Consider the following 21,740-nt stretch of genomic DNA (forward strand, 5'->3'; position numbering starts at 1 on the left):
CTGCCCGACGGATGGGTGGTGTGGGAACCGGGGGATGTGTGGCCCCCCGCCCGCCGGGTAACCGGCGGGGAACAGTCCCCGAACGCCCTCCCCCTGTGCGGGGTGTCACGGTAGGTTTCGGCCATGGCACGTGGACGTCATCGACACGCGTCGCTGCACCGGGTGGCGGTTCCCGCCGGTGTGGGCGGCTTCGCGGTGCTGTGCGCCGCAACGGCCCTGTTCGCGGGGGGCGCCCCCACCTGGCTGCTGCGACTGCTCGTCGTGCTGGCCGCCCTGGCCGCGGTGACAGGCGCGTTCCTGCTGCGCGTGTGGGACTCGGAGGCGGGCCGGCGGGTCGCCAAGGAGCGCGCGGCCACGGCGGCGCTGTCCTGGCGGATGGACGAGCGCCAGGCGGAGTTGGAGGAGGCGCAGGAGCTGGTGGCCTCCCTGGAGGAGAAGGTCCGGGCCAAGCGCACCGAGCTCGGACGCCTGCGCGGTGAGCATGCCGCTCTGCTGCGCCGCTACGCCCGGGCCGAGAACGACCGCGCGCACGCGTTGGAGGGGCGGCGCCGGCTGGCGCTGGAGGCGGCGCGTCCCACGCCCGCCCTGGAGGAACGAGCCGGGGCCACGGCCGACCCCGCCGCCGAGGAGACCGCGTCGGGGGCCGGGGAGCCGGGCCCCGAGCTGTACCACCGGGCGCTGTCCGCCCTGAACTCCCTGGCCCCGCGAACGGTTGCGGCGGCACCCGTCCGGCACGGCGGGGCCGACGACACCGGAAAGCCCGAGGGCGCGGAGAAACCCGACGGTGCCGGCAAGGTCGGCGGCGCGGAGAAGCCCGGTGGGGCGGAGAAGATCGGCGGGGCGGCCGGTCCCGCGCGCGGGCGTTCCCGGGGCGGGAGCCGACCCGGCGGATTCGACTTCTTCGGCGCCACCGGCAGGCCGCGCCGGATTCCCGGGGCGCCCACCTCCGCGCCGTCCGCCTCGCCCGTCGACCCGGCGGATCACGCCGCGCTGGCCGGCACGGACACCGCGCCGTCGGCTCCGGGGGCCGGCGTTGAGACCCCCGCGAACGAGTCCGGGGGAACGGGAGGGGAAGCGGAGGCGACGAAAGCCGACGCGGAGAAGCCGGCCGAGTCCGGCGGGGAGGACCGACCCGGTGGGAACACCGGGGAGGGCGGGGAGAGCGTGACCACCGTCGCGGAGGAACCGGTGACCGACCCCGTGGACACCCCGGCCGCCGATCCGACACGGAACCCCGGCCCGACGACCGCCTGACCCCCGCACCGCTCCCACACGGCACAGCACGGCCCCGCGCCGACCCGTCCCGGTACCGCCGGACGGGGTGTGTTCCGGCCTCGCGCGTGCGGCTCCCCACCCCCGCGCACGAACCGCTCCTACACTGCGGGCCGTGCGCCGTGTCCCCCACCGTGGCCCTTCCTCCGACTCCCCCGACTCCCCCGGTCCCGGGTCCGCCCCGGGCGCGGCCCCGCCATCCCCCGGTCGGACTGCTCCGGTCCATCCGAACGCCCGGTTCCGTGATCTGGCGCTGCTGCTGCTCGTCGTGGCGGCGTTGCAGTTCGGCTACCCGATCAGCCTGTACGGGCCGGTGTGGAACGCCTTCTACATGGTGCTGTACGCCGGGATGATCGTCTTCGGCCTGCGCACCGTGCGCACCGAGGGGCCCTGGGTGCGGCCCGTGGTGGGGGTGGCGATCGTCTTCTCCTGTTTCGCGGTGTGGTCGGTGGTGGACCGCCAGGACACGGCGGCGGCGCTGGGCCGTCACCTGTCCGTGGCGTTGTTCCAGCTGGCGCTGATCGCCTCCCTGGTGCTCTTCGTCTTCCGCCGACACCACCGCCCGGGTCCGGAGCTGATCCTGGCCGCGATCTCGGTCTACCTGCTGCTGGGCGCGTTCTTCGCCGCCTGCTTCACGGCGATGGAGTTGTCGGCGCCGGGCAGCTTCACGGACCTGGCCTCCCCGGACACCGCGATCGATTGGTCGCTGCTGATGTACTTCGGGTTCGTGACGTTGGCGACGGTGGGGTACGGGGACGTGGTGCCGCTCACCCCGTGGGCGCAGTCGCTGGCGGCGATGCAGGCGGTGGTGGCCACGCTGTTCCTGACGACGGTGATCGCGCGGCTGGTCGGCGTCTACACGATGTCCCCGCGTCGGAACGACGGGGACGGGGACGCGGCCCCCGGGGGTACCGTCACCCGGGACGCCCCGACGCCATAGGTGTTCTGTCCGGGGAGGTCGTGGGCACGAGGTTGGTCCGGGCCGGGTCCTCGAACGGGATGGATGAGGGTCGCGACCGCCGCCGCGTTCCGCATCCGGGCCCGGACGTCCTCCGCTCCCGCGGTCGCGTCCCCGTCCTCCCGGGGGTACCACGACCGAATCCCCGCTCGCCGACCCCTGTGCGACCGACCACGGCGCCCGGCCACTCCCGGCCGCATGCTGCGGGCTTTCACGCCCCGGACCGCCGACCTGCTCACGCCCACGGCCCCCTGTCCAACCGGGGCCCGGGTTCCCCGGGATCGGCTCGGGGTAACGGGGCTCGCAGGTGGAGAAAGTCGCGGGTGAAGCCCGAGCACACGCGTGTCCCGTTTTCCTTGCGCCGACGACACGCCCTCGATCGACCGCTTCCAGGCATATAACAGCGACCCGTCACACTATTTAGCATTTCTTCATATATTCAATGAGGCATATGGTTGGATTCCCGAAACCATCCCGAAGTACCGCCGTCGCGGAAAGTCGCGTGTCTAACATGTCAGCTGACAGAAATAGGCGATTTCGGACATCCGATATCCGCCGAACACGCCACCATCCCTTCAGGAGCTGGCTTCTCGATGACGCTCAATACCTCTACCGCGCCGCACTGGCGCAGAACGTCGGCCTGGATGGCGGCGTTGCTCGCGATGGTGATCGCCGTCGTCGTCGTGGCGGTGACGCCGACGAGGGCGAACGCGCTCGCCCAACCCGTACCGCTGGGCACCGCCGACAGTTTCGCGGTCCTGGCCGGTGAGTCGGTCACGAACACCGGGCCCTCGGTCATCACCGGCGATGTCGGTGTGCACCCGGGAACGGCCATCTCCGGTTTCCCCCCGGGGCTGGTGAACGGGACCTTCCACTCGGCGGACGCCGTGGCCGCCCAAGCCAAGAGCGACTTGGTCGTGGCATACAACAACGCGGCCGGACAGACCTCGGACGCCGCGCTTCCCCCGGACGCCGGCGGTCTGACGCTGGTCCCGGGGGTCTACACGGCGTCGTCCACCCTCGGTCTCACGGGCACGCTCACCCTGGACGGCCAGAACAACCCCGACGCCATCTGGGTGTTCCAGGTCGGTTCGGGCCTGACAACGGCTTCCGCCAGCAACGTGAGCCTCATCAATGGCGCCTCGCCGTGCAACGTCTTCTGGCAGATCGGCAGCTCGGCCACCCTCGGCACCAACTCCGACTTCGTCGGCACCATCATGGCCCTGACGTCGATCACGGCCAACACGGACGCGGACATCGTCGGCCGGGCGTTGGCCCGTAACGGTTCCGTGACGCTGGACACCAACACGATCACCCGACCGGCGTGTAACGGCGGCACCACCAACGGCGGCACCACCAACGGCGGTACCAACGGAGCCACCACCAACGGCGGTACCAACGGAGCCACCACCAACGGCGGCACCAACGGAGCCACCACCAACGGCGGCGTGACCAACGGCGGCGTGACCAACGGCGGCATCACCAATGGCGGTGCGACCAACGGCGGCGTGACCAACGGCGGCACCACCGGCGGCACCGTCGGGGGGCTGCTGGGTGGAGTGACGACGGGTGGCCTCATCGCGGGCACCACGGGTGGCACCACCGGCGCGACGAACGGTGGCATCACCAACGGCGGCACCACCGGCGGCGGCGAACCCAAGCCGCCGGGGAAGCCAGGGAAGCCGGGGAAGCCGGGCCACGGCCACGACAAGCCCGGTAAGCCCGGTCACGGTCACGACAAGCCGGAGCACGGCAAGCCCGGCCACGGTCACGGCCACGACAAGCCCGAGCACGGCAAGCCCGGCCACGGCCACGGCCACGACAAGCCCGAGCACGGCCACGGTCACGACAAGCCCGAGCACGGTCACGGCCACGACAAGCCCGAGCACGGTCACGGCCACGGCCACGACAAGCCCGACGGTCACATGAGTCGGTAAGTGCTTGCGGCCGGCTGAGCGCAGAGCCGGCCGTTCGAGTTCGCGAGTAGGACGCGTGGCGCGCGGTGGACGGTCGATCGATTCCGCCGCGCGCCACCCGCGGAACCGGAAGAAGCGGAAATGAACAGCGGGACGGGAAGGCCGGGTGGGGTCATGCCCAGCGGTGTCGAGCAGGCGGAATCGAAGGAATCGGGGCACTCCGACGGCGGTTCGACCGCCGGAGGCCGCCGGTCCCATCGGGGGGCGGGGCCACCGCGTCGCCCACCGCACATTTTCACAGGAGCCGCCGTCGTCCTGTGCCTGGCGGTCACGCTCATCCACGTGACCCTGGTCTTTCTCCATGTGGCGCCGGCGAATGCGATCTCGCAGCAGTACAACAAACAGATCGACGCGTGGGTCTATCCCGTGTTCGAGCAGAATTGGCGACTTTTCGCCCCGGACCCCGAGTCGGTCAATCGGCAGATCTCGGCGAGGACCATGCGGATCGATCCGGACGGTAGCGAGCAGGTGAGCGACTGGTTCGACCTGAGCGATGTGGACAACTCCGCGACCGAGCACAATCCCTTCCCGAGCCATACGACGCAGAACATGCTGCGCCGGGCCTGGAACGCGTACTTCGAAACACTCGGTACCGACGACGAACCGCGTTCGGAGCGAGCCGCGATGATCCGGCAATACCTCCGCAACATCGCGGTGGATCGCGTGACCGAGTACCGCGGCGACTCCTTCGACTTCATCCAACTGCGAGTCGTCGCCGTGCCCGTCGGCGCCCCCGGCGGGAGCAATCGTCCGGCCACTCCCGTGGAGACCCGTCACCTCCCCTGGTGGGAGGTGACTCCGCGTGGCACCGATTGAGCCGACCCCCACCCCGTCGAAGGCCGACATCGGACGAGTGGGTGCACACACGGTGACGCACCGAACGCTCGACCGCCTCGCCGCGTTCTTCGCCCTGTTGATCGAGCGACCGATCTCCCTGTACGCGGCGGCGGTGCTGCGCATCGGCTACGGCCTGCTCTATCTGGTCTTCCTGCTGCGCGAGTTTCCGCACCGTGACGCGATCTGGGGGCCCGGTTCGCCGTGGACGCCCGCGCTGGCGAGGCAGCTGTTCGACCAGACGGGATGGGCGAGTTTCCTCACCCTCTCCGACAGCCGCGCGTACTTCGAGCTCTGTTACGTGCTGGCCGTCGTCACCTCCGCGTTGTTCATGCTGGGCTGGCGGACCAGAGCGATGTCCGTGCTGTTCGCCGTGGTGGTGGCGTCATTCCACTCCAGGGCGATCTTCATGACGGACGGCGGGGACAACCTCATCCTCCTCATGAGCGTCTACCTCGCCTTCACCGCCTGCGGCCGACGCTGGTCCCTGGACGCCCGTAGGGCCCGCTCTCGCTCGGCCACGGGGCCGGGGCCGGGGACACGGCCGTCGTCGACAGCCGGGGACGAGCTCCGGAGCCGGCTGCGCGATGCCCGCGTGAGCGTGGTCACCGTCCTGCACAACTGCGGGATGTTCGTCATCGCCGCCCAGGTCTGCTTCCTCTACGGATCGGCGGGGTTGTACAAGGTGCAGGGCGTCACCTGGGGCAACGGGACCGCCCTCCACTACGCCCTGAACCTCCACCTGTTCCAACCCTGGCCCGCGCTCTCCCGGATGGTCGACTCCCACGAGGTCCTGATCACCGCCGTCTGCTACCTGACGGTGCTGTTGCAGGTCGCCTTCCCCTTCGTCCTGTTCGGCAGGCTCAAGTACCCGGTCCTGGTCATGATGCTCGGGATGCACGTGGGCATCGCGGTGCTCATGGGCCTCCCGCTGTTCTCCGCCGCGATGATCGTCGCCGACGCGGTCTTCCTGCCCGACCGCTTCTACCGCTCACTGGGGCTGCTCGGGCGACGTGTGGCTCGGAGCGCCGGCGGACGGAGAGCGTCGCCCGGACCGGAACCCGGTCTCGTGCCAACGCAGTCGGGGCCGGTCGGCGAAGGCCGGCTCGAAGGACACCGAGCCCTCCTCCCGGCGGACCGGGGGTTGGCCGGCGAAGGAGATCCCGGGTACGGGCGTCGGTGACCTCGGCGCCGCGCGGATCCCCGGGGGCGGCCACCGGGGCGTGCCCGGGGATGCCGAACGGCTTCGGCGGCGGGAATGGTCGGCCGCCGACCGACCCCTCCCGGAGGCCCGGTCCCCGCCCCGCCGACGGTGGCCCGGCGGGCCGTGGCCGGGCACGCGGCGGCACGGTCCGCCGGACCCCTCCCCTCCTGTCGTCGGACGCCGGCGGGGCCCGGAGTCGATGCGGTGGGGGGTGACCCGCCGCGGAGGGGTCCGGAGGCCTCCGCGGCGGTTTCGGCGCCGCCTCCGGGAGCGGTGGGGTACGGGGCCGGGAGGGGTCGCGTCGGAAGCCTGTGGGAGCGCTCCCATACAAGGACGCGACACCGACCGTCCCCGACATCCCCGGAGGTGTCGAAGTGAATTCGACGCCCCCATGAAGCCAATAAAATCATGTCCCTGTCAAGGGGCGACGCGAGGAATTCCCGGATCCCCGGGCGGGTCACCCACGCGGCGATCCGGGAGACGGGCCGGGTCGCCCCGGTCAGCGGGAGAGGATGAGAGCCATCGCCTCGGCGCGGGTGGTGGAGTCGCGCAACTGTCCGCGCACCGCCGAGGTGGTGGTCTTGGCCCCGGGCTTGCGCACCCCCCGCATCGTCATGCACATGTGCTCGCACTCGATGACCACGATCACCCCGCGCGGCTCCAGGATCCGCATCAGCGAGTCGGCGACCTGCGTGGTCAGCCGCTCCTGCACCTGCGGACGGCGGGCGAAGACGTCGACCAGGCGGGCCAGTTTCGACAGGCCGGTGATCTTGCCGCTGGACGAGGGGATGTACCCGATGTGCGCGACGCCGGTGAAGGGCACCAGGTGGTGCTCACAGCTGGAGAACACCTCGATGTCCTTGACCAGCACCATCTCGTCGTGGCCGAGGTCGAAGGTGGTGGTGAGGACGTCCTCCGGGGTCTGCCACAGTCCGGCGAAGATCTCCCGGTAGGAACGGGCCACCCGGGCGGGGGTGTCGCGCAGGCCCTCGCGGTCGGGGTCCTCGCCGACGGCGATGAGCAGTTCGCGGACGGCGTTCTCGGCGCGCTTCTCGTCGAACTCGCCGATGGGCGCACCGTCGGTGGCCCGGGTCACCGGGTCGGTCATCATGTCCTCTTCCGTCTTTCCGATCCGGCGCGTCCGCCGGCCGGGCCGCGCGCCGGGGCGGCCCCGGGGCGCGATGAGATGACAACGCGCCCCCCACGGCAACGCGGGGGGCGCGTGTGACATTCCCGCCGGGCCCGCCGGGCCCGGGCTCAGTCGGACGTCGGTCCGGTACCGAGCCCGGTGGATCCGGTGGACCCGGTGATCTCCCGCTTCTCGAGCGAGGCCCCGCTCACGGCCTCCGAGCCGGCGCTGCCGTTGGCCTTGGCCAACTCGACCGGCTTGACCGGCTTGGCCGGCACCGCCACCGGCGGGCGGGTGGAGGGGGTGCGCTGCGTGGAGCCGGTCCACGCCGGCCGCGCCGGACGCTTGACGATCGATCGGAAGATCTCCGCCAACTGCTCCTTGTTCAGCGTCTCCTTCTCCAGCAGTTCCAGGACCAGGTTGTCCAGGACGTCCCGGTTCTCGACCAGGATCTCCCAGGCCTCGTTGTGGGCGGTTTCGATGAGGCGCTTGACCTCCTCGTCCACCACCCCGGCGATCTCCTCGGAGTAGTCGCGCTGGTGACCCATGTCCTTGCCCAGGAAGGGCTCGGAGGAGTCGGCGCCGAACTTGATCGCGCCCAGCCGCTCGCTCATGCCGTACTGGGTGACCATGGCCCGGGCGGTGGCGGTGGCCTTCTCGATGTCGTTGCCGGCGCCGGTGGTCGGGTCGTGGAAGACCAGCTCCTCGGCGGCCCGCCCGCCGAGCATGTAGGCCAACTGGTCCAGCATCTCGTTGCGGGTGGTGGAGTACTTGTCCTCCTCCGGCAGCACCATGGTGTAGCCCAGGGCCCGGCCGCGCGAGAGGATCGTGACCTTGTGCACGGGGTCGCTGTTGGAGCCGGCCGCGGCCACCAGGGCGTGACCGCCCTCGTGGTAGGCGGTGATGAGCTTTTCCTTGTCGCTCATGATCCGGGTCCGCTTCTGCGGGCCGGCCACCACCCGGTCGATCGCTTCTTCCAGGAACTTGTTGTCGATCAGCTTGGCGTCGGCGCGGGCGGCGAGCAGCGCGGCCTCGTTGAGCACGTTGTTGAGGTCGGCGCCGGTGAAGCCGGGGGTGCGACGGGCGACGGCGCCCAGGTCCACGTCCGGGGCGACCGGCTTTCCCTTCTTGTGGACCTTGAGGATCTCCAGCCGGCCCTGCATGTCGGGGCGGTCGACGGCGATCTGCCGGTCGAAGCGACCCGGCCGCAGCAGCGCGGGGTCCAGGATGTCGGGACGGTTGGTGGCGGCGATGAGGATGACGCCGCCCTTGACGTCGAAGCCGTCCATCTCGACCAGCAGCTGGTTGAGGGTCTGCTCTCGCTCGTCGTGACCGCCGCCCATGCCGGCGCCGCGGTGCCGGCCGACGGCGTCGATCTCGTCGACGAAGACGATCGCCGGGGCGTTCGCCTTGGCCTGCTCGAACAGGTCGCGGACCCGGGAGGCGCCGACACCGACGAACATCTCGACGAAGTCGGAACCGGAGATGGAGTAGAACGGCACCCCGGCCTCACCGGCGACCGCCCGGGCGAGCAGGGTCTTGCCGGTGCCGGGCGGGCCGTACAGCAGCACGCCCTTGGGGATCTTGGCGCCGACGGCCTGGAACTTGCCGGGCTCCTGGAGGAACTCCTTGATCTCGTGGAGCTCCTCGACGGCCTCGTCGGAACCGGCGACGTCGGAGAAGGTGGTCTTGGGGGTGTCCTTGGTGATGAGCTTGGCCTTGGACTTGCCGAAGTTCATCACCCGCGAGCCACCGCCCTGCATCTGGCTCATCAGGAACAGGAAGACCAGCAGGATCAGCAGGATGGGCAGGAAGGAGAACAGGATGCCGACGAAGGCGTTCTGCGACTGCGGGCTGACGGTGTAGCCGTCGGGGAGCAGCCCCTCCTCGTCCTGGTACTTGGCCTGGAGGAGCTTGGCCAGTTCGCTGCCCTGCTCACCGATGTAGCTGGCCTGGACGGTGGTGACCCCCTGGATCTCCTCGCCGTCCTTCAGCTCGATCTTGATCCGCTGTTCGTCACCGGTGGTCAGCTCGGCGGATCGGACCTTGTTCTGGTTGATCGCCTGCACGACCTCGGCGGTGTCGACCGTCGTGTAACCCTCGGAGGTGCGGAACACGTTCATCAACAGGATCACGGCGAGGACGGCCAGCATGATCCACATGACCGGCCCACGGAAGTAGCGCTTCACGTCTCTCCACACGGGGCCGCGCAGCCCCGTCCCTCCTGCCACATCGAGGCACAGCCCCCGGACGGGATCCGCTGTGCGTGCGGTGTCCTGATTCGGCCGGCGCGCTCCCGGCACAGAACAAGCTGACTCCTCGCGACGGTACCCCGGGGGAACCGTTCGGCGCTGCCGGGGCACCGGGAACGGTTCGTCACGGCGGACCGCGGTGGAACCCTTCCGGCCGGCCGCGCGGAGCGGCCGGGGCCCCGGGGTCCGGGGCCGGACGGCGGGGAGTCCACCGGTTCAACGCGGCGGACCGACCCGGGGTTCCGGCCCCGCCGGACGGAGCCGGACGGAGCGGAGTATTCCCGCTCACACCGGTTCGATCGCCCCGGGCCCGGCCGGGTCACCCCCGGGCCGGTCGCGCGCCGGGGGCGCCCGACCGGCCCGGTCGCGCCGGTCGGCCTCCGCCGGTCAGCCCCCGTAGACGTGCGGGGCGAGGGTGCCCACGAACGGCAGGTTGCGGTACTTCTCCCCGTAGTCCAGGCCGTAGCCGACGACGAACTCGTTGGGGATGTCGAAACCGACCCAGCGGACGTCGATGTCGACCTTCGCCGCGTCGGGCTTGCGCAGGAGGGTGACGATCTCCAGGGAGGCCGGCTCGCGGGAGCCGAGGTTGGCCAGCAGCCAGGAGAGCGTCAGCCCGGAGTCGATGATGTCCTCGACGATCAGAACGTGCTTGTCCTTGATGTCGGTGTCCAGGTCCTTGAGGATCCGGACCACGCCGGAGGACTGGGTACCGGCCCCGTAGGAGGAGATCGCCATCCAGTCCATGGTCACCGGGGTGGCCAGGGCCCGGGCCAGGTCGGCCATGACCATCACCGCGCCCTTGAGGACCCCCACGATGAGGACGTCCCTGCCGTCGTACCGGGCGTCGATCTCCGCTGCCAGCTCGGCGAGCCTGGAATCGATCTCGTCCTTGGTGATGAGCACCGCCCGAAGGTCCGCGCCCAGGTCTTTCTCTCGCACCGTCGCCACTCTCTATCGGATCGCCTGCTGCAGGACCAGTCTGCCACCCTGCCTGCGCGCCTCGACCCGGCCCGGCAGGTTGAGGGGGCGTTGGCCCCGCCAGGCGGTGATCAGACGGTCGGTCTCCTCGATGTGACGGGCGAACAGCGAACCGGCGGGGGCTCCGGCGGCGATGGCGGCCCGGCGCAGCACCCGACGCCGCACGGCGGGCGGCAGCTCGCCGAGGACGGCGACATCGAGGGTGCCGTCGGGGGCGGTGGCGGTGCGAGCGGCCCGCTCGGCCCAGGCGTCGAGGGCGTCCGCGTCGTCCCGGAAGAGCCGGGCGGTGCGGGAGAGCGCCTCGGTGACGCCCCGACCCAGCGCCTTCTCCAGGGCGGGCAGCGCCTCGTGGCGGACCCGGGAGCGGGTGAAGGCGGGGTCGGCGTTGTGCGGGTCGTCCCAGACCGGCAGGCGTTGGCGCTCGCAGGCCAGCCGGGTGGTGCGGCGGTCGGTCTCCAGGAAGGGGCGCCGGTAGCGGCGGTGCTCCCCGGGGTCGTCCGGTCGGCCGGGCCGGGTACCGGCACGGGCACCGGTGGGGGCGGGAACGGGCGCGGGGGCCCCGGTGGACCGACGGTGCAGCGGACTGCCGCAGACGGCGGGCATCCCGGCCAGCGACCGGGTGCCGGATCCCCGGGCGAGGCCCAGCAGGACCGTCTCGGCCTGGTCGTCGCGGGTGTGGCCGAGGAGGACGGCGATGGCGCCGTGGCGTTCGGCGGCGGCGTCCAGGGCCCGGTAGCGGGCGGTGCGGGCCGCCGCCTCGGGGCCGCCGTCGCGTCCGACGCCGACGGTGACGGCCTCGACGGGGGTCAGGCCCAGCTCCGTCAGGCGGTTCACGACCTCGCGGGCGCGCTCGGCGGAGCCGGCCTGGAGACCGTGGTCGACGGTGATGCCGCCGGCGCGCAGTCCCATGCGGGGGGCCTCGAAGGCGAGGGCGGCGGCGAGGGCCATGGAGTCGGCGCCGCCGGAGCAGGCGGCGAGTACCAGGGGCGCGTCCGGGGGCGGGGACCCGGCCGGGGGCGCGGGGCACGCGGGGCGGGAAGCGCGCGCGGAGGGCTCGGGGGCTTCCCGGAGCCCGGGGGATCCCGCCCGCGAGGCCGTGACGGAGGTCCCGGCGGGGGTGGGAACGGGCGGGGCGGGCACGGGCCCCACCTCGCGGAGGATGTCCCGGAGGGTGCGGCGAACCGCCAGGCGTATCGCGGCGACCGCGGGATGGGGACCCATGTCCGACTCACTTTCTCGGGCTACGGACGGTCACAGAACCGATCACTCTCAGTGCGTACATGGTGACAGAAAAGGCCACCGTCCCGAGCATCGCACGCCGCGCCCGGCCCCGGACTCCCTCGTACGGGTGAAGTGGTTGGCCCGGGGGAACCGAACGCCTCACCCGAACGGCCACCCGGGGCGTGCGACGGGCGGGCCCCGGGGGGTCGAACGCCCCGGGGCCCGCCCGTCGGATTCCGCTCGCCGGACGTCCCGTCAGCCGCCGGTGCCGGCCGCGGGTCGCACCCGGGCCACCCACTCCTCGGGCCGGGCGATCTCCGACCGGGTGGGCAGCGTGTTCGGCGAGGTCCACACCCGGTTGAAGCCGGCCATGCCCACCTCGTCCACCACCGCCCGGACGAAACGCTCGCCGTCGCGGTACTGCCGCAGCTTGGCGTCCATGCCCAGCGCCCGTCGCAGCACCCGGTCCAGACGGCCGGCGCCGGTACGACGCCGCTGGGCGAACTTCTCACGGATCTCCACCACCGAGGGCACCACCCGCGGACCGACCCCGTCCATCACGTAGTCGGCGTGGCCCTCCAGCAGGGACATCACCGCGGTCAACCGGTCCAGGATCTCCCGCTGACGCGGCGTCTGCACCAACTCCACCAGTGAGCCGGGAGCCGGCGAGCCGGGGGCCGGCGAGGACTTCGCGGCGGCCGGGTCGCCGGCCGGGTCGCCGGTGCCGGTCGTCTCCGTCCCGCCCTCCGGACCCCGTCCGGAGAACGACTGCGCGGCACCGCGGATGCGCTCGAGCAGCGTCGAGGGGTCCATGTCCGCCTCGGAGAGGAACGACTGGATCTCGCCCTCGAGGTGGTCTCGCAGCCACGGCACCGCGCCGAACTGGGTCCGGTGGGTCTCCTCGTGCAGGCACACCCACAGTCGGAAATCGTGCGGGTCCACGCCCAGTTCACGTTCCACATGGACGATGTTGGGGGCTACCAGCAACAGCCGGCCGCCGCCCCGCTCACCGCCGGGCAGCTGTGTGGTGGTCGGCGCGAAGGTCTCGTACTGACCCAGCACCCGCGAGGAGAGGAAGGCCATCAACATACCGACCTCGACGCCGGTGACCTTGCCGCCGACCATGGTCAGCGCCGAGCCGCCGGGTACCGCCGCGCGGCGTTCCCGCATCCGGTCGATCATCGGGCGCAGCAGCTCGCGGAAACCCGCCACGTTGGCCCGCACCCAGCCGGGGCGATCCACGATCAGCACAGGGGTGTCCGGCCCCCGGGTGTCCAGGCCCGTGAACTCACGGACGTGGTGTTGCGAGGTCCCGGCGTGCCGCCGGAGCTCCGCGACGATCGCGCGGGCCTCGTCCCGGCCGACCTCCGGGCCGGGACGGACGATGCGATTGGCGGTGGCCACCGCCAGGTTCCAGTCCACCGGATCCGTTCCACCGAGACGTGTCATGGCATCCACGGTACGGGGCGAACGGACGGAACGAACAGGACCGGCGGGACCGACCCGGCGGGCGCCGGTCCCCGGGCGGGGCGGAAGGGCTCGCGGGAGGGCTCGCGGGAGGCGCTGTCGGGGTGGTGCGGAACCGGGGGCGGGAGGGCGGCCCCCGGGGCGGGTCAGCCGCAGCCGCAGCGGCTCAGCGCCGCCGCGGCCCGGTCCAGGGCGTCCTGCGCCGCGTCGGGCGAGGTGGTGCCCTCGGTGAGGAAGGCGAACGCCAGAACCCTGCCGTCGGTGTCCACCACCGTGCCCGCCAGGGCGTTCACGCCGGTGAGGGTGCCGGTCTTGGCCCGCACCACGCCCGCCCCCACGTCCGGGTAACGGGAGTCCAGGGTTCCGGTGAAACCCGCCACCGGCAGGCCGGTGAGCACCGACCGCAGTTCCGGCCGGGCGGGGTCGGCGGCCAGGGCGAGCAGTCCGACCAGCGCGTCGGTGGTCATCCGTCCCGAGCGGTCCAGTCCACTGCCGTCGGTCACCCGGAGGCCCTCCATGGGCAGCCCGAGTTCGGCGAGTGACTCGGTGACGCCCCGGGCCGCGCCGGTCAGGCCGGAGCCGTGGCCGCGCGCCTCCCCCACCGCCCGGGCCAGTGACTCGGCCATGTCGTTGTCGCTGTCGGTGAGCATCTCCTCGGTCAGTACCGAGAGCGGCGCGGAGCGGTGGACGGCCAGCTCCTCCGCCTTCCTCGGCACCGCGCGGGGGGCGGCGGAGGAGCCGCGCACCTCGATGCCCTCCGCCTCCAGCAGGCGCACGAACGCGCCCGCCGCGTCCGCCGCCGGGTCCGCCGAACGCGGGGCGGGGCCGGTAGTGCTGTCGTCCAGTCGGCCGGCGTTGACCATCAGCGCGGTGAACGGCGCGATGTTGTGGTTGACGCCGATGGGGTGGTGCGACGGCGTGCCGTCGGAGCCGGCGTCCCAGCCGACACCGACCGCGTCGACGCCTCGCTCCCGCAGCACCTCGGCGGTGCGCGCGGCGAGTCGGCCCAGGTCCCGTGGGGCGAGGTTGGTGTCGCCGCCACCGACCAGGATCACCCGCTCGCGGTCCGGATCCAGGACCACCCGGGTGATCAGCCGGTGGTCGGGGCCCAGGGTGTGCAGCGCGGCGGCGGCGGTGGCGGGCTTCACCGTCGAGGCGGGCGCCATCGACCGGTCCCCGTTCCGGGAGTACAGCGGGCGGCCGTCGGCCAGGTCGATGACGGTGGCGGCCGGCGCGGTGCCCAGCGCCGGATCGTCGAGCAGCGGATCCAGGACCGAGGCGGGGTCGAGCGGTGCCGGGTTCCCGACGACCCCCCGGTCGCGGTCGGCGGGGGCCGGCTCGGCGCCGGGGAAGAAGTCGATCACCCGGGGTCCGAGCGCTTCCAGCACCGGCCCCGCCGGCGGCGCGGCGGCCGGGGGCCCGGCCTCCGGTTCGGAACCACCCGAACGGTCGCCGGCCGTTCCGGTGTCCCACGCCCCGGTGGGCGCCCCGGCCGCGACGGCTGCGCGGGTGCGCTCCGCCTCGCGCTGTCCGGCGTCCCACGGCCCCGACAGGACGATCGCCCCCATCGCCGCCGCCACGCCCACCGCCGCGGCCAACGCCGCCGGACGGTGGGCCCCCCGGTGTCGCCGGACCGTCTCCCGCACCACATCCCGCACCTGTCACCAGCCCCTTTCGCGACCACGGCACCGCCCGGGGGAAACTAAACCATTCGTAGCCGGTCACGACGCATAAGGAGCCTCCCCGTGGAGTTCGACGTCACCATCGAGATTCCGAAGGGTTCGCGGAACAAGTACGAGGTGGATCACGAGACCGGACGCCTCCGGCTCGACCGCCACCTGTTCACCTCGACGGTGTACCCGGCCGACTACGGCTTCGTGGAGAACACCCTCGGCGAGGACGGCGATCCGCTGGACGCCCTGGTCATCCTCGACGAACCCACCTTCCCGGGCTGCCTGATCCGCTGCCGCGTCATCGGCATGTTCCGGATGACCGACGAGGCCGGCGGCGACGACAAGCTGCTGTGCGTGCCCGCCGGTGACCCGCGCATGGAGCACCTGACCGACATCGGCGACGTCAGCGAGTTCGACCGCCTGGAGATCCAGCACTTCTTCGAGGTCTACAAGGACCTGGAGCCCGGCAAGTCCGTCGAGGGCGCCGACTGGGTGGGGCGTGCCGACGCCGAGGCCGAGATCGAGCGCTCGTACAAGCGGCTGACCGATCGCGGTGGCGACAAGCACTGAGGTCGCCGACCCCGTCGCGGCCGGTGGGGGGGCCGGACCTCAGAACCCGCGGGTGCGCTTGGCGCCGCGCCGCCCCGCGATCGGACTGAGCCGGCCGGGCGTACCGATGAACAACCGCGCGATCTCACTCCCCAGGTTCACTCCGATGGCGATCGCCAGCGACAGCGTCGCCGCGCGCAGCAGGTGCTGGCCACCGGTGACGATGCTGCCCTGTGCCAATCCCAGCAGCCCGAAGTACAGGGCGCTTCCCGGCAGCAGTGGGCCGATCGCCGCCGTCACGTACGGCAGGGCCGAGGTGAGCCGGTGGCGGGCCAGCAGTTGCCCGAAGAGCCCGACCATCCCGGCGCCCACCAACGTCGCCGCGAACGGGGAGATGCCCCCCACGTCGTGCAGGGCACCGAACATCAGCCAGGCCACGCCCCCGTTGAGAACGGCCGCCGGCAGGGTCGCCCGGTCCTGTTGCAGCATCACGCAGAACGCCAGGGCCAGCGCCATCGCCGCCAGCAGTTGCATCACGGGGCGGTTCTGCGTGTACAGACCCTCCGGGTTGAGGACGACACCCGTGGTCTCCCCGATGTAGAGCATCGCCAGCACCCCGATGACGATGCCCGCGATCAGGTAGAGCACCTCCAACATGCGGGCGGCGGCGGTGATGTAGTAGCCGGTGAGCCCGTCCTGAACGCTGGCCACCATGGCCCGTCCGGGGAAGAGCGCGAAGAGCCCGCCGGTGATCACCGCGGCGGCCCGCACCAGTCCGGGTTGCATGGCCGCGATGGCCACGCCCACCGCGGCCGGCCCCGTCGCCGCCGCCACGAACTGGTAGAACTCCGGCAACCCCCGGGCGGCCAGCAACCAGGCCAGGCGATCGCCGATCATGGCGCCGAGCGCCGCCAGGAAGAACACCAGCCACCCCCCGCCCACCAACACGCTCGCCGAGCCCGCCAGCAGGCCGGCGGCGGCCGTGATCTGCCACTTGGTGAAGGGGTGGCGGTTGCGGCGTATGTCGGCCAGCCGACCGTAGGACTCCTCCAGGGTCACCGACCCGGCGGTGATGTCGTCCACGAGGCGGAAGACCGACGCCAGGCGGGTGTAGTCGGTACCGCGCCGCCGCACGATGCGGTTCAACGACACCGGGGCGTCCACCAGCGAGGGCTGGTGGGTGATCGAGATCAGGGTGAAGGTGACCGTCGCCTCGCAACGGTCCAGGCCGTAGGCGTGGGCGATGGCGAACATCGCCGTCTCCACGTCCTCCGCGCCCTCGCCGGTGGCCAACAGCAACTCACCGATGCGCAGGGTCAGGTCCAGGATGCGCGGCACCGGCGGCCCGCCGCCCTCCTCCCGCTCGGCCGAGGCCGGTGGCTCCGGGGCCGGGCGCTCCGCCAACGGCAACCGCACCATGTGGCGCATCCGGTCCTGCCACGCCAGCGGCTGGTTGGTGCGGGTCAGCATCGGGATGCCGGCCGCCGGCGTGAACGCCGGGTCGGGGCGCACGGGCCGGAAGTCGCTGTGGGATTCGACGGCGGTTCGGGGGCGGAGCCCCTCGGGAACCGCGAACTCCGAGGTGGGGTTCTCCTCCTCCGGCGGCGACAGCCTCAGCCCCTCCGGAACCGCGAATTCCGAGGTGTGGTGCTCGTCCTCGGCCACGTCGGCAGCACTCCTTCACATCACACGCGTGTCCCGGTCATCCCCCGCCCGACGAAGTGGGTGACCCATCCGAAAGGCTCTCCGGCGAAGCATAGGATGAGTGGGGCCGTGTGCCGGACCAGGCGCCCCCGGGTGGGCCGTGAGCCCTGTCACCGGCGGCGATCCGACACGCGGAGCACCACCGGGCGTGCCCGCCCTTCCCGATCCGTGTGAGTGGAGACCATGGCAATGCACTCCGACGTTCCCGGGGCCACCGGGCGCCCCCGTCCCACCGGGGCCGGACCCCTCGCGCCGGGGGCCTCCGTCGACCCGGAGGCGACGACGCCGCTCGCGGCCGTCCCGCTCGTCGCCGCCGGCGGGCCGCACTCCCCCACCCGGCCGCCGGCGCGCCGCGAGAACCGCGTCGCCAACGGCCTGCGCGGATCGCTGATCGGCGTCGCCGAGGCGCTGCCCGGCATCAGCGGCGGCACCATCGCACTGATCGTCGGCGTCTACGAACGTCTGATCGGCGCGGCCGGGCACCTGGGGGCGGCCCTGCGGTTCGCCGTCACCGACCTCCCCGCGGGACGGGGCCCGGGCCGGGCCCTGGAGGAGAACCGCCGGGCCGACTGGGGGCTGCTCATTCCGCTGGCCATCGGCATGGTCGTCGGGCTGCTGCTCAGCGCCAAACTGCTCGCCCCGCTGGTCACCGACCACGGCCAGTACGCCTACGCCGTCTTCTTCGGTCTGGTGCTCGCCTCGCTGTGGATTCCCTTCTCCGGCTCCGGCGGCCGGTGGAAGGCACGCGAATGGCTGACCGCCGTGGTGGCGGCCGGCCTGGCGTTCTGGCTGACCTCGCTCTCCCTGGGCGGAGCCGCCGACAACCCGCTCGCGGTGATCGGGTCGGGCGCCATCGCGGTGTGCGCCCTGGTGCTGCCGGGGCTGTCGGGCTCCTTCCTGCTGCTGGCCCTGGGCATGTACGAGCCGACCATCGAGGCCGTCAACGAGCGGGACCTCGGGTACGTCGGGATCTTCGCCACCGGCGCCGTGATCGGCCTGGTGTGCATCGTGAAGCTGCTGCGCATGCTGCTGGAGCGGCACCACCGGGTCACGCTGGTGGTGCTGACCGGGTTGATGGCCGGGTCGCTGCGGGCGCTGTGGCCCTGGCAGGGCGACGAGCACGACCGCAGTCTGTACGCCCCCGACGAGGGGGTGGGGCTGACGGTGCTGCTCTTCCTGATCGGTTTCGCCCTGGTGACGGCGGTGCTGGTCGCCGGACACCGGCGCACCGCCGCCGCCGAGGGGCGCGGCCGGCGCCGGCACGCCCGGAACTGAACCGCCCCGTCCGGGGACCGGGACACGTGCCCGGCCCCCGGACGACGAACGCCCCGCCGGACCCGTCCGGCGGGGCGTTCGTCTTTCGGCCCGCCGGGCCGTCTCGGCTCGGAAACCGGTCGCGTCAGGTCACGCCCCTCCCCGATCCCGGGGCCGGTGGTGACGGTGACGGTGGCGGTGACGGTGGCGGTGGCCGGGGCCGGTGGTGACGGTGGCGGTGGCCGGGGCGGTCGGCTCTCCCGACACGCGACCGGCAGCGGGCACCGAACGGGGTCGGCTCCGGAGCCCCGCCCATCGCGGGGGCGCGGCGGGTCACCGGGGTCGGGACGGGCCCTCATGGGGACGGAACCGTTGCCCCGGGCCGGCCGCCCGCGCCACGGGCGACGGAGGCCGTCAGTCGCCCGTGGTGCCCCGACGGGCGGCGTTGGCCCGGATGGCGTCCCGCAGCCAACCGGCCATCCCCTCCCGCACCCGCTCGTACGTGGCGGTGAACCGCTCGTCCGCCACGTACATGTCGCCCAGGTTGACGTGCAGGGCGTGGTCGCAGGGGTAGAACCAGCGGCAGATCTGCCGGCGGTGCTCCTCCGCCAGGTCCGTTCCCTCGGGGGAGTCGGGGGCGGTGCCGGCCGCCACCAGGGCCGCGACGCGCGCGTTGAGGTCATCGCCCTCGGCCTTGATCCGCCGCCAGTCCTCCTTGGTGTACCGGGCCGAACGACGCCGGGACTCGGCCCATGCGTCCGTGTCACCCCAGCGCTCCTCGGCCTCCCGGTCGTACGCCTCCCAGTCGTGGTCGCGGCCGAAAACCTCGAACCGCTCCTCGGGGGTGAGGTTGATTCCCATGCGTCTCGCCTCCATGGCTCGCTCCACGGCGGCGGCCATCCGTCGCAGCTTCTCGATCCGCTCGGTGAGCAGGTGATGCTGCCGACGGAGCCGGTCGGTCGGGTCGAGGTCCGGGTCGTCCACCAGGACCGCGATCTCCTCCAACGGGAAACCCAACTCCCGGTGGAAGAGGATCCGCTGCAACCGATCGAGGTCCTTCTCCTCGTACCGGCGGTGCCCGGCGTACGTGCGCCCGCTCGGCTCCAACAGTCCGATCGCGTCGTAGTGGTGCAGGGTCCGCACACTGACCCCGGCGAATCGGGCCACCTCACCCACCGACCAGCCCATGGCCGCCTCCTTCGTGTTCCGACACCCCACGGTGGCGCCTCACGCCACGTGAGGTGCAAGCGCAACCACCGGCAGCCGGGGAGCCGCGCCCCCGGGTCGGACGGAAGTCGCTTCAGCGGACGACGGCTTGGACCTCGGTCACCCGCACCGGGGTCTCCTGCCACTCACTCTCCAACGCCTCCGGCAGACCGGGCAGGGTGAGCGGGGCACCGTTGTTCTCGAAACGGACGTCGTACACCAACCGCGCCCGCGCCGGATGCGCGGCGAGCCCGTCCCCGTTCCTCGCCGTACCGTTCACCGACGCCCGATCGTAGACATGCGAACAGACATCGGACTCACGAACGACGAAGGGACAATCCATCACACCACTGCCATCACCCGGATCCACCTCCAACCGCGCCGGCTCCGCGATCGCCACCACCCCACCGGCCGAACTCCCCCGCACCTCACCATCCGACGGACCCTCCACCCACCACCACGTATCCACGAAGATCACCGCATGCACCGGCGGACTGTGCGCGAGCGTGAAATCAGGAACGACCAACTCCCCGAACGCCTCCCACGCCAACTCCTCCAACGAAAGACCGGAATCCCCCGGCGTGATGAACTCCCACACCCCGGGAAGCTCGCCCCCATCAAGGGCGTAACACTTCTTGAAGGTGTAGACGGAGTCTTCCGTGGGGGGCTCCTCCGGCCACATATCCGGAGTCGGATACAGATACGACGGAATGGCCGCCCAACACGCGTTCACCCCCTCACACCACTGCGCATCCCCCCTGCCCTCCACCAAGGACAGATCACACGAGAGGGAATTTACACCGCTACCGTCAGAGGGTTCGCTTTCGTTCTCTTGCCCCGGACTTGTTCCACGACAAATGTAGTCGATTCCACCATCTTCATGCTCGACGTAATAGAAATCTGGGCAGTTCGGCTGCGCAACCGCCTCGGACGGGAACGCCAGAAGAGAGGTTCCCAAAGCAGCAGCCAGCACAATCGACGCTACGCGAGAAGCACCGTGGCCAATCAACATGAGATGGTCACCTCGTCGAACAAGCGAACTTGCGCGATCAACCAGCCTTCACTCGCGTTCTCTGCACGTACAACAGACGGCCCGATCCCCTGATTGCCCAACTCCACCTTTTCCCCCTCCCTGAAGAGATCCCAGTTCGTACTGTCGACGCACGCCTGCACCAACGCCTCGTTTTCTCCTTCGAGGGTGACGGTGACCTCGCCGACATCCACTCCCCCCTCCCTCACATGGCCGGACTCCTTGAGGTTACCGATGCGATTGAACTCCAACTCCTTCACGTCATCGGTGGCAATTCCGTCAAGCATGCTCGGAGCAGGAATTTCCGACTCTCCCTCCATTTCTACTATCGCGGCCCAGTAAGAGCGAAAAACCCTTTCCAGCTCCGCCTCCGCGGTGGGCTCCTCCGGTTCGGCGGTCTCATCCACCGTCGGAACGGGGAGCACCAACTCTTCGCTCTCGTCACCACCGCCGGAGCAGGCGGACAGGAGCGCGATGGAAGCGATCAACGCCAGGAGCCGGAAACGCGGAGCAGAGTTCTTCATCACGGCCCACAGCCTAGGAGAAGCAGCGACTGTGCGACACGCCGGGTGACACACCGTCATCGAACGGTGACGAACCAACATTCCCGGTTGGCCCGACAACCCTCGACGGTGGCGGGGGCGTCAGAGGGGGAAGACCGTGCGGCCGTGCTGCACGGAGATCCACTTGGTGTCGGTGAAGGCGTCCAACAGGACATCACCGGCGGTCCGGGACCCGCGCGCCGGGGGTATATGTCAGCGGACGACGGCCTGGACCTCGGTCACCCGCACCGGGGTCTCCTGCCACTCACTCTCCAACGCCTCCGGCAGACCGGGCAGGGTGAGCGGGGCACCGTTGTTCTCGAAACGGACGGCGTACACCAACCGCGCCCGCGCCGGATGGGCGGCGAGCCCGTCCCCGTTCCTCGCCGTACCGTTCACCGACGCCCGATCGTAGACATGCGAACAGACATCGGACTCACGAACGACGAAGGGACAATCCATCACACCACTGCCATCACCCGGATCCA

At 71.5% G+C, this 21,740-nt stretch carries 18 protein-coding genes; 7 read left to right on the forward strand and 11 right to left on the reverse strand.

Annotation, left to right across the window (positions count from 1 at the left end; all coding sequences use genetic code 11):
- Positions 1-123 precede the first annotated feature (123 nt).
- The 5 genes from LZF96_RS24260 (at position 124) to LZF96_RS24280 (ending at position 6,223) form a co-directional block, all read left to right on the forward strand.
- Entirely contained in the window at positions 124-1,254 is a 1,131-nt protein-coding gene (locus LZF96_RS24260) for a hypothetical protein (RefSeq protein ID WP_233876624.1), read from the forward strand.
- Positions 1,255-1,387: 133 nt separating this feature from the next.
- Positions 1,388-2,212: a potassium channel family protein gene (locus LZF96_RS24265; RefSeq protein WP_233876626.1), complete on the forward strand. Its 825-nt coding sequence runs from the start codon at positions 1,388-1,390 to the stop codon at positions 2,210-2,212.
- A 611-nt stretch (positions 2,213-2,823) separates the two neighbouring features.
- Positions 2,824-4,167: an ice-binding family protein gene (locus tag LZF96_RS24270; protein WP_233876628.1), complete on the forward strand. Its 1,344-nt coding sequence runs from the start codon at positions 2,824-2,826 to the stop codon at positions 4,165-4,167.
- Between the two features lie 153 nt (positions 4,168-4,320).
- The gene (locus tag LZF96_RS24275; protein WP_233876630.1) at positions 4,321-5,022 is read left to right on the forward strand and encodes a DUF5819 family protein; all 702 of its coding nucleotides are present in this window, start codon (positions 4,321-4,323) and stop codon (positions 5,020-5,022) included.
- A 52-nt stretch (positions 5,023-5,074) separates the two neighbouring features.
- Entirely contained in the window at positions 5,075-6,223 is a 1,149-nt protein-coding gene (locus LZF96_RS24280; protein ID WP_233876632.1) for an HTTM domain-containing protein, read from the forward strand.
- 520 nt (positions 6,224-6,743) lie between these two features.
- Here LZF96_RS24280 and folE read toward each other — a convergent pair.
- The 6 genes from folE to dacB form a co-directional block, all read right to left on the reverse strand.
- Positions 6,744-7,352, reverse strand: coding sequence for a GTP cyclohydrolase I FolE (gene folE, locus LZF96_RS24285; RefSeq protein ID WP_233876634.1), 609 nt, complete (start codon positions 7,350-7,352; stop codon positions 6,744-6,746).
- Positions 7,353-7,501: 149 nt separating this feature from the next.
- Positions 7,502-9,535: an ATP-dependent zinc metalloprotease FtsH gene (ftsH, locus tag LZF96_RS24290; protein ID WP_233876666.1), complete on the reverse strand. Its 2,034-nt coding sequence runs from the start codon at positions 9,533-9,535 to the stop codon at positions 7,502-7,504.
- Between the two features lie 477 nt (positions 9,536-10,012).
- Positions 10,013-10,567: a hypoxanthine phosphoribosyltransferase gene (gene hpt / locus LZF96_RS24295; RefSeq protein ID WP_233876636.1), complete on the reverse strand. Its 555-nt coding sequence runs from the start codon at positions 10,565-10,567 to the stop codon at positions 10,013-10,015.
- A gap of 12 nt (positions 10,568-10,579) precedes the next feature.
- Positions 10,580-11,827 carry a tRNA lysidine(34) synthetase TilS gene (gene tilS, locus LZF96_RS24300; protein ID WP_233876638.1) on the reverse strand — a complete coding sequence of 416 codons (1,248 nt, stop codon included), beginning with the start codon at positions 11,825-11,827 and terminating at the stop codon, positions 10,580-10,582.
- Between the two features lie 255 nt (positions 11,828-12,082).
- Positions 12,083-13,276 (reverse strand): zinc-dependent metalloprotease, encoded by a 1,194-nt coding sequence (locus tag LZF96_RS24305; protein ID WP_233876640.1) that lies wholly within the window; start codon positions 13,274-13,276, stop codon positions 12,083-12,085.
- A 164-nt stretch (positions 13,277-13,440) separates the two neighbouring features.
- On the reverse strand, positions 13,441-14,952 hold the full coding sequence (dacB, locus tag LZF96_RS24310) for a D-alanyl-D-alanine carboxypeptidase/D-alanyl-D-alanine-endopeptidase (protein WP_233876642.1): 1,512 nt from the start codon (positions 14,950-14,952) through the stop codon (positions 13,441-13,443).
- 87 nt (positions 14,953-15,039) lie between these two features.
- Between dacB and LZF96_RS24315 the strand changes: the two genes are divergently transcribed.
- A complete protein-coding gene (locus tag LZF96_RS24315; RefSeq protein ID WP_233876644.1) occupies positions 15,040-15,537 on the forward strand; it encodes an inorganic diphosphatase in 498 nt (165 codons plus the stop codon).
- Positions 15,538-15,576: 39 nt separating this feature from the next.
- Here LZF96_RS24315 and LZF96_RS24320 read toward each other — a convergent pair whose 3' ends face one another.
- Positions 15,577-17,181 (reverse strand): threonine/serine exporter ThrE family protein, encoded by a 1,605-nt coding sequence (locus LZF96_RS24320; RefSeq protein ID WP_233876645.1) that lies wholly within the window; start codon positions 17,179-17,181, stop codon positions 15,577-15,579.
- A gap of 222 nt (positions 17,182-17,403) precedes the next feature.
- On the opposite strand from LZF96_RS24320, the gene LZF96_RS24325 reads away from it, so the two are divergent.
- The gene (locus tag LZF96_RS24325; protein ID WP_233876646.1) at positions 17,404-18,495 is read left to right on the forward strand and encodes a DUF368 domain-containing protein; all 1,092 of its coding nucleotides are present in this window, start codon (positions 17,404-17,406) and stop codon (positions 18,493-18,495) included.
- A gap of 393 nt (positions 18,496-18,888) precedes the next feature.
- On the opposite strand, the gene LZF96_RS24335 is transcribed toward LZF96_RS24325, so the two are convergent.
- The 4 genes from LZF96_RS24335 to LZF96_RS24350 form a co-directional block, all read right to left on the reverse strand.
- The gene (locus LZF96_RS24335) at positions 18,889-19,662 is read right to left on the reverse strand and encodes a MerR family transcriptional regulator (protein WP_233876648.1); all 774 of its coding nucleotides are present in this window, start codon (positions 19,660-19,662) and stop codon (positions 18,889-18,891) included.
- A 112-nt stretch (positions 19,663-19,774) separates the two neighbouring features.
- On the reverse strand, positions 19,775-20,692 hold the full coding sequence (locus tag LZF96_RS24340; protein ID WP_233876650.1) for a hypothetical protein: 918 nt from the start codon (positions 20,690-20,692) through the stop codon (positions 19,775-19,777).
- Complete coding sequence (locus tag LZF96_RS24345; protein ID WP_233876652.1) at positions 20,686-21,237, reverse strand: MCE family protein; 552 nt, start codon at positions 21,235-21,237, stop codon at positions 20,686-20,688. Before LZF96_RS24345 ends, LZF96_RS24340 begins: the two co-directional genes overlap by 7 nt.
- A 228-nt stretch (positions 21,238-21,465) precedes the next feature.
- Positions 21,466-21,740: hypothetical protein (locus LZF96_RS24350; RefSeq protein WP_233876654.1), on the reverse strand; the 275-nt coding region annotated here is incomplete at its 5' end.

The organism is Streptomyces sp. ST2-7A (genome assembly GCF_021390475.1).
Lineage (GTDB): Bacteria > Actinomycetota > Actinomycetes > Streptomycetales > Streptomycetaceae > Streptomyces.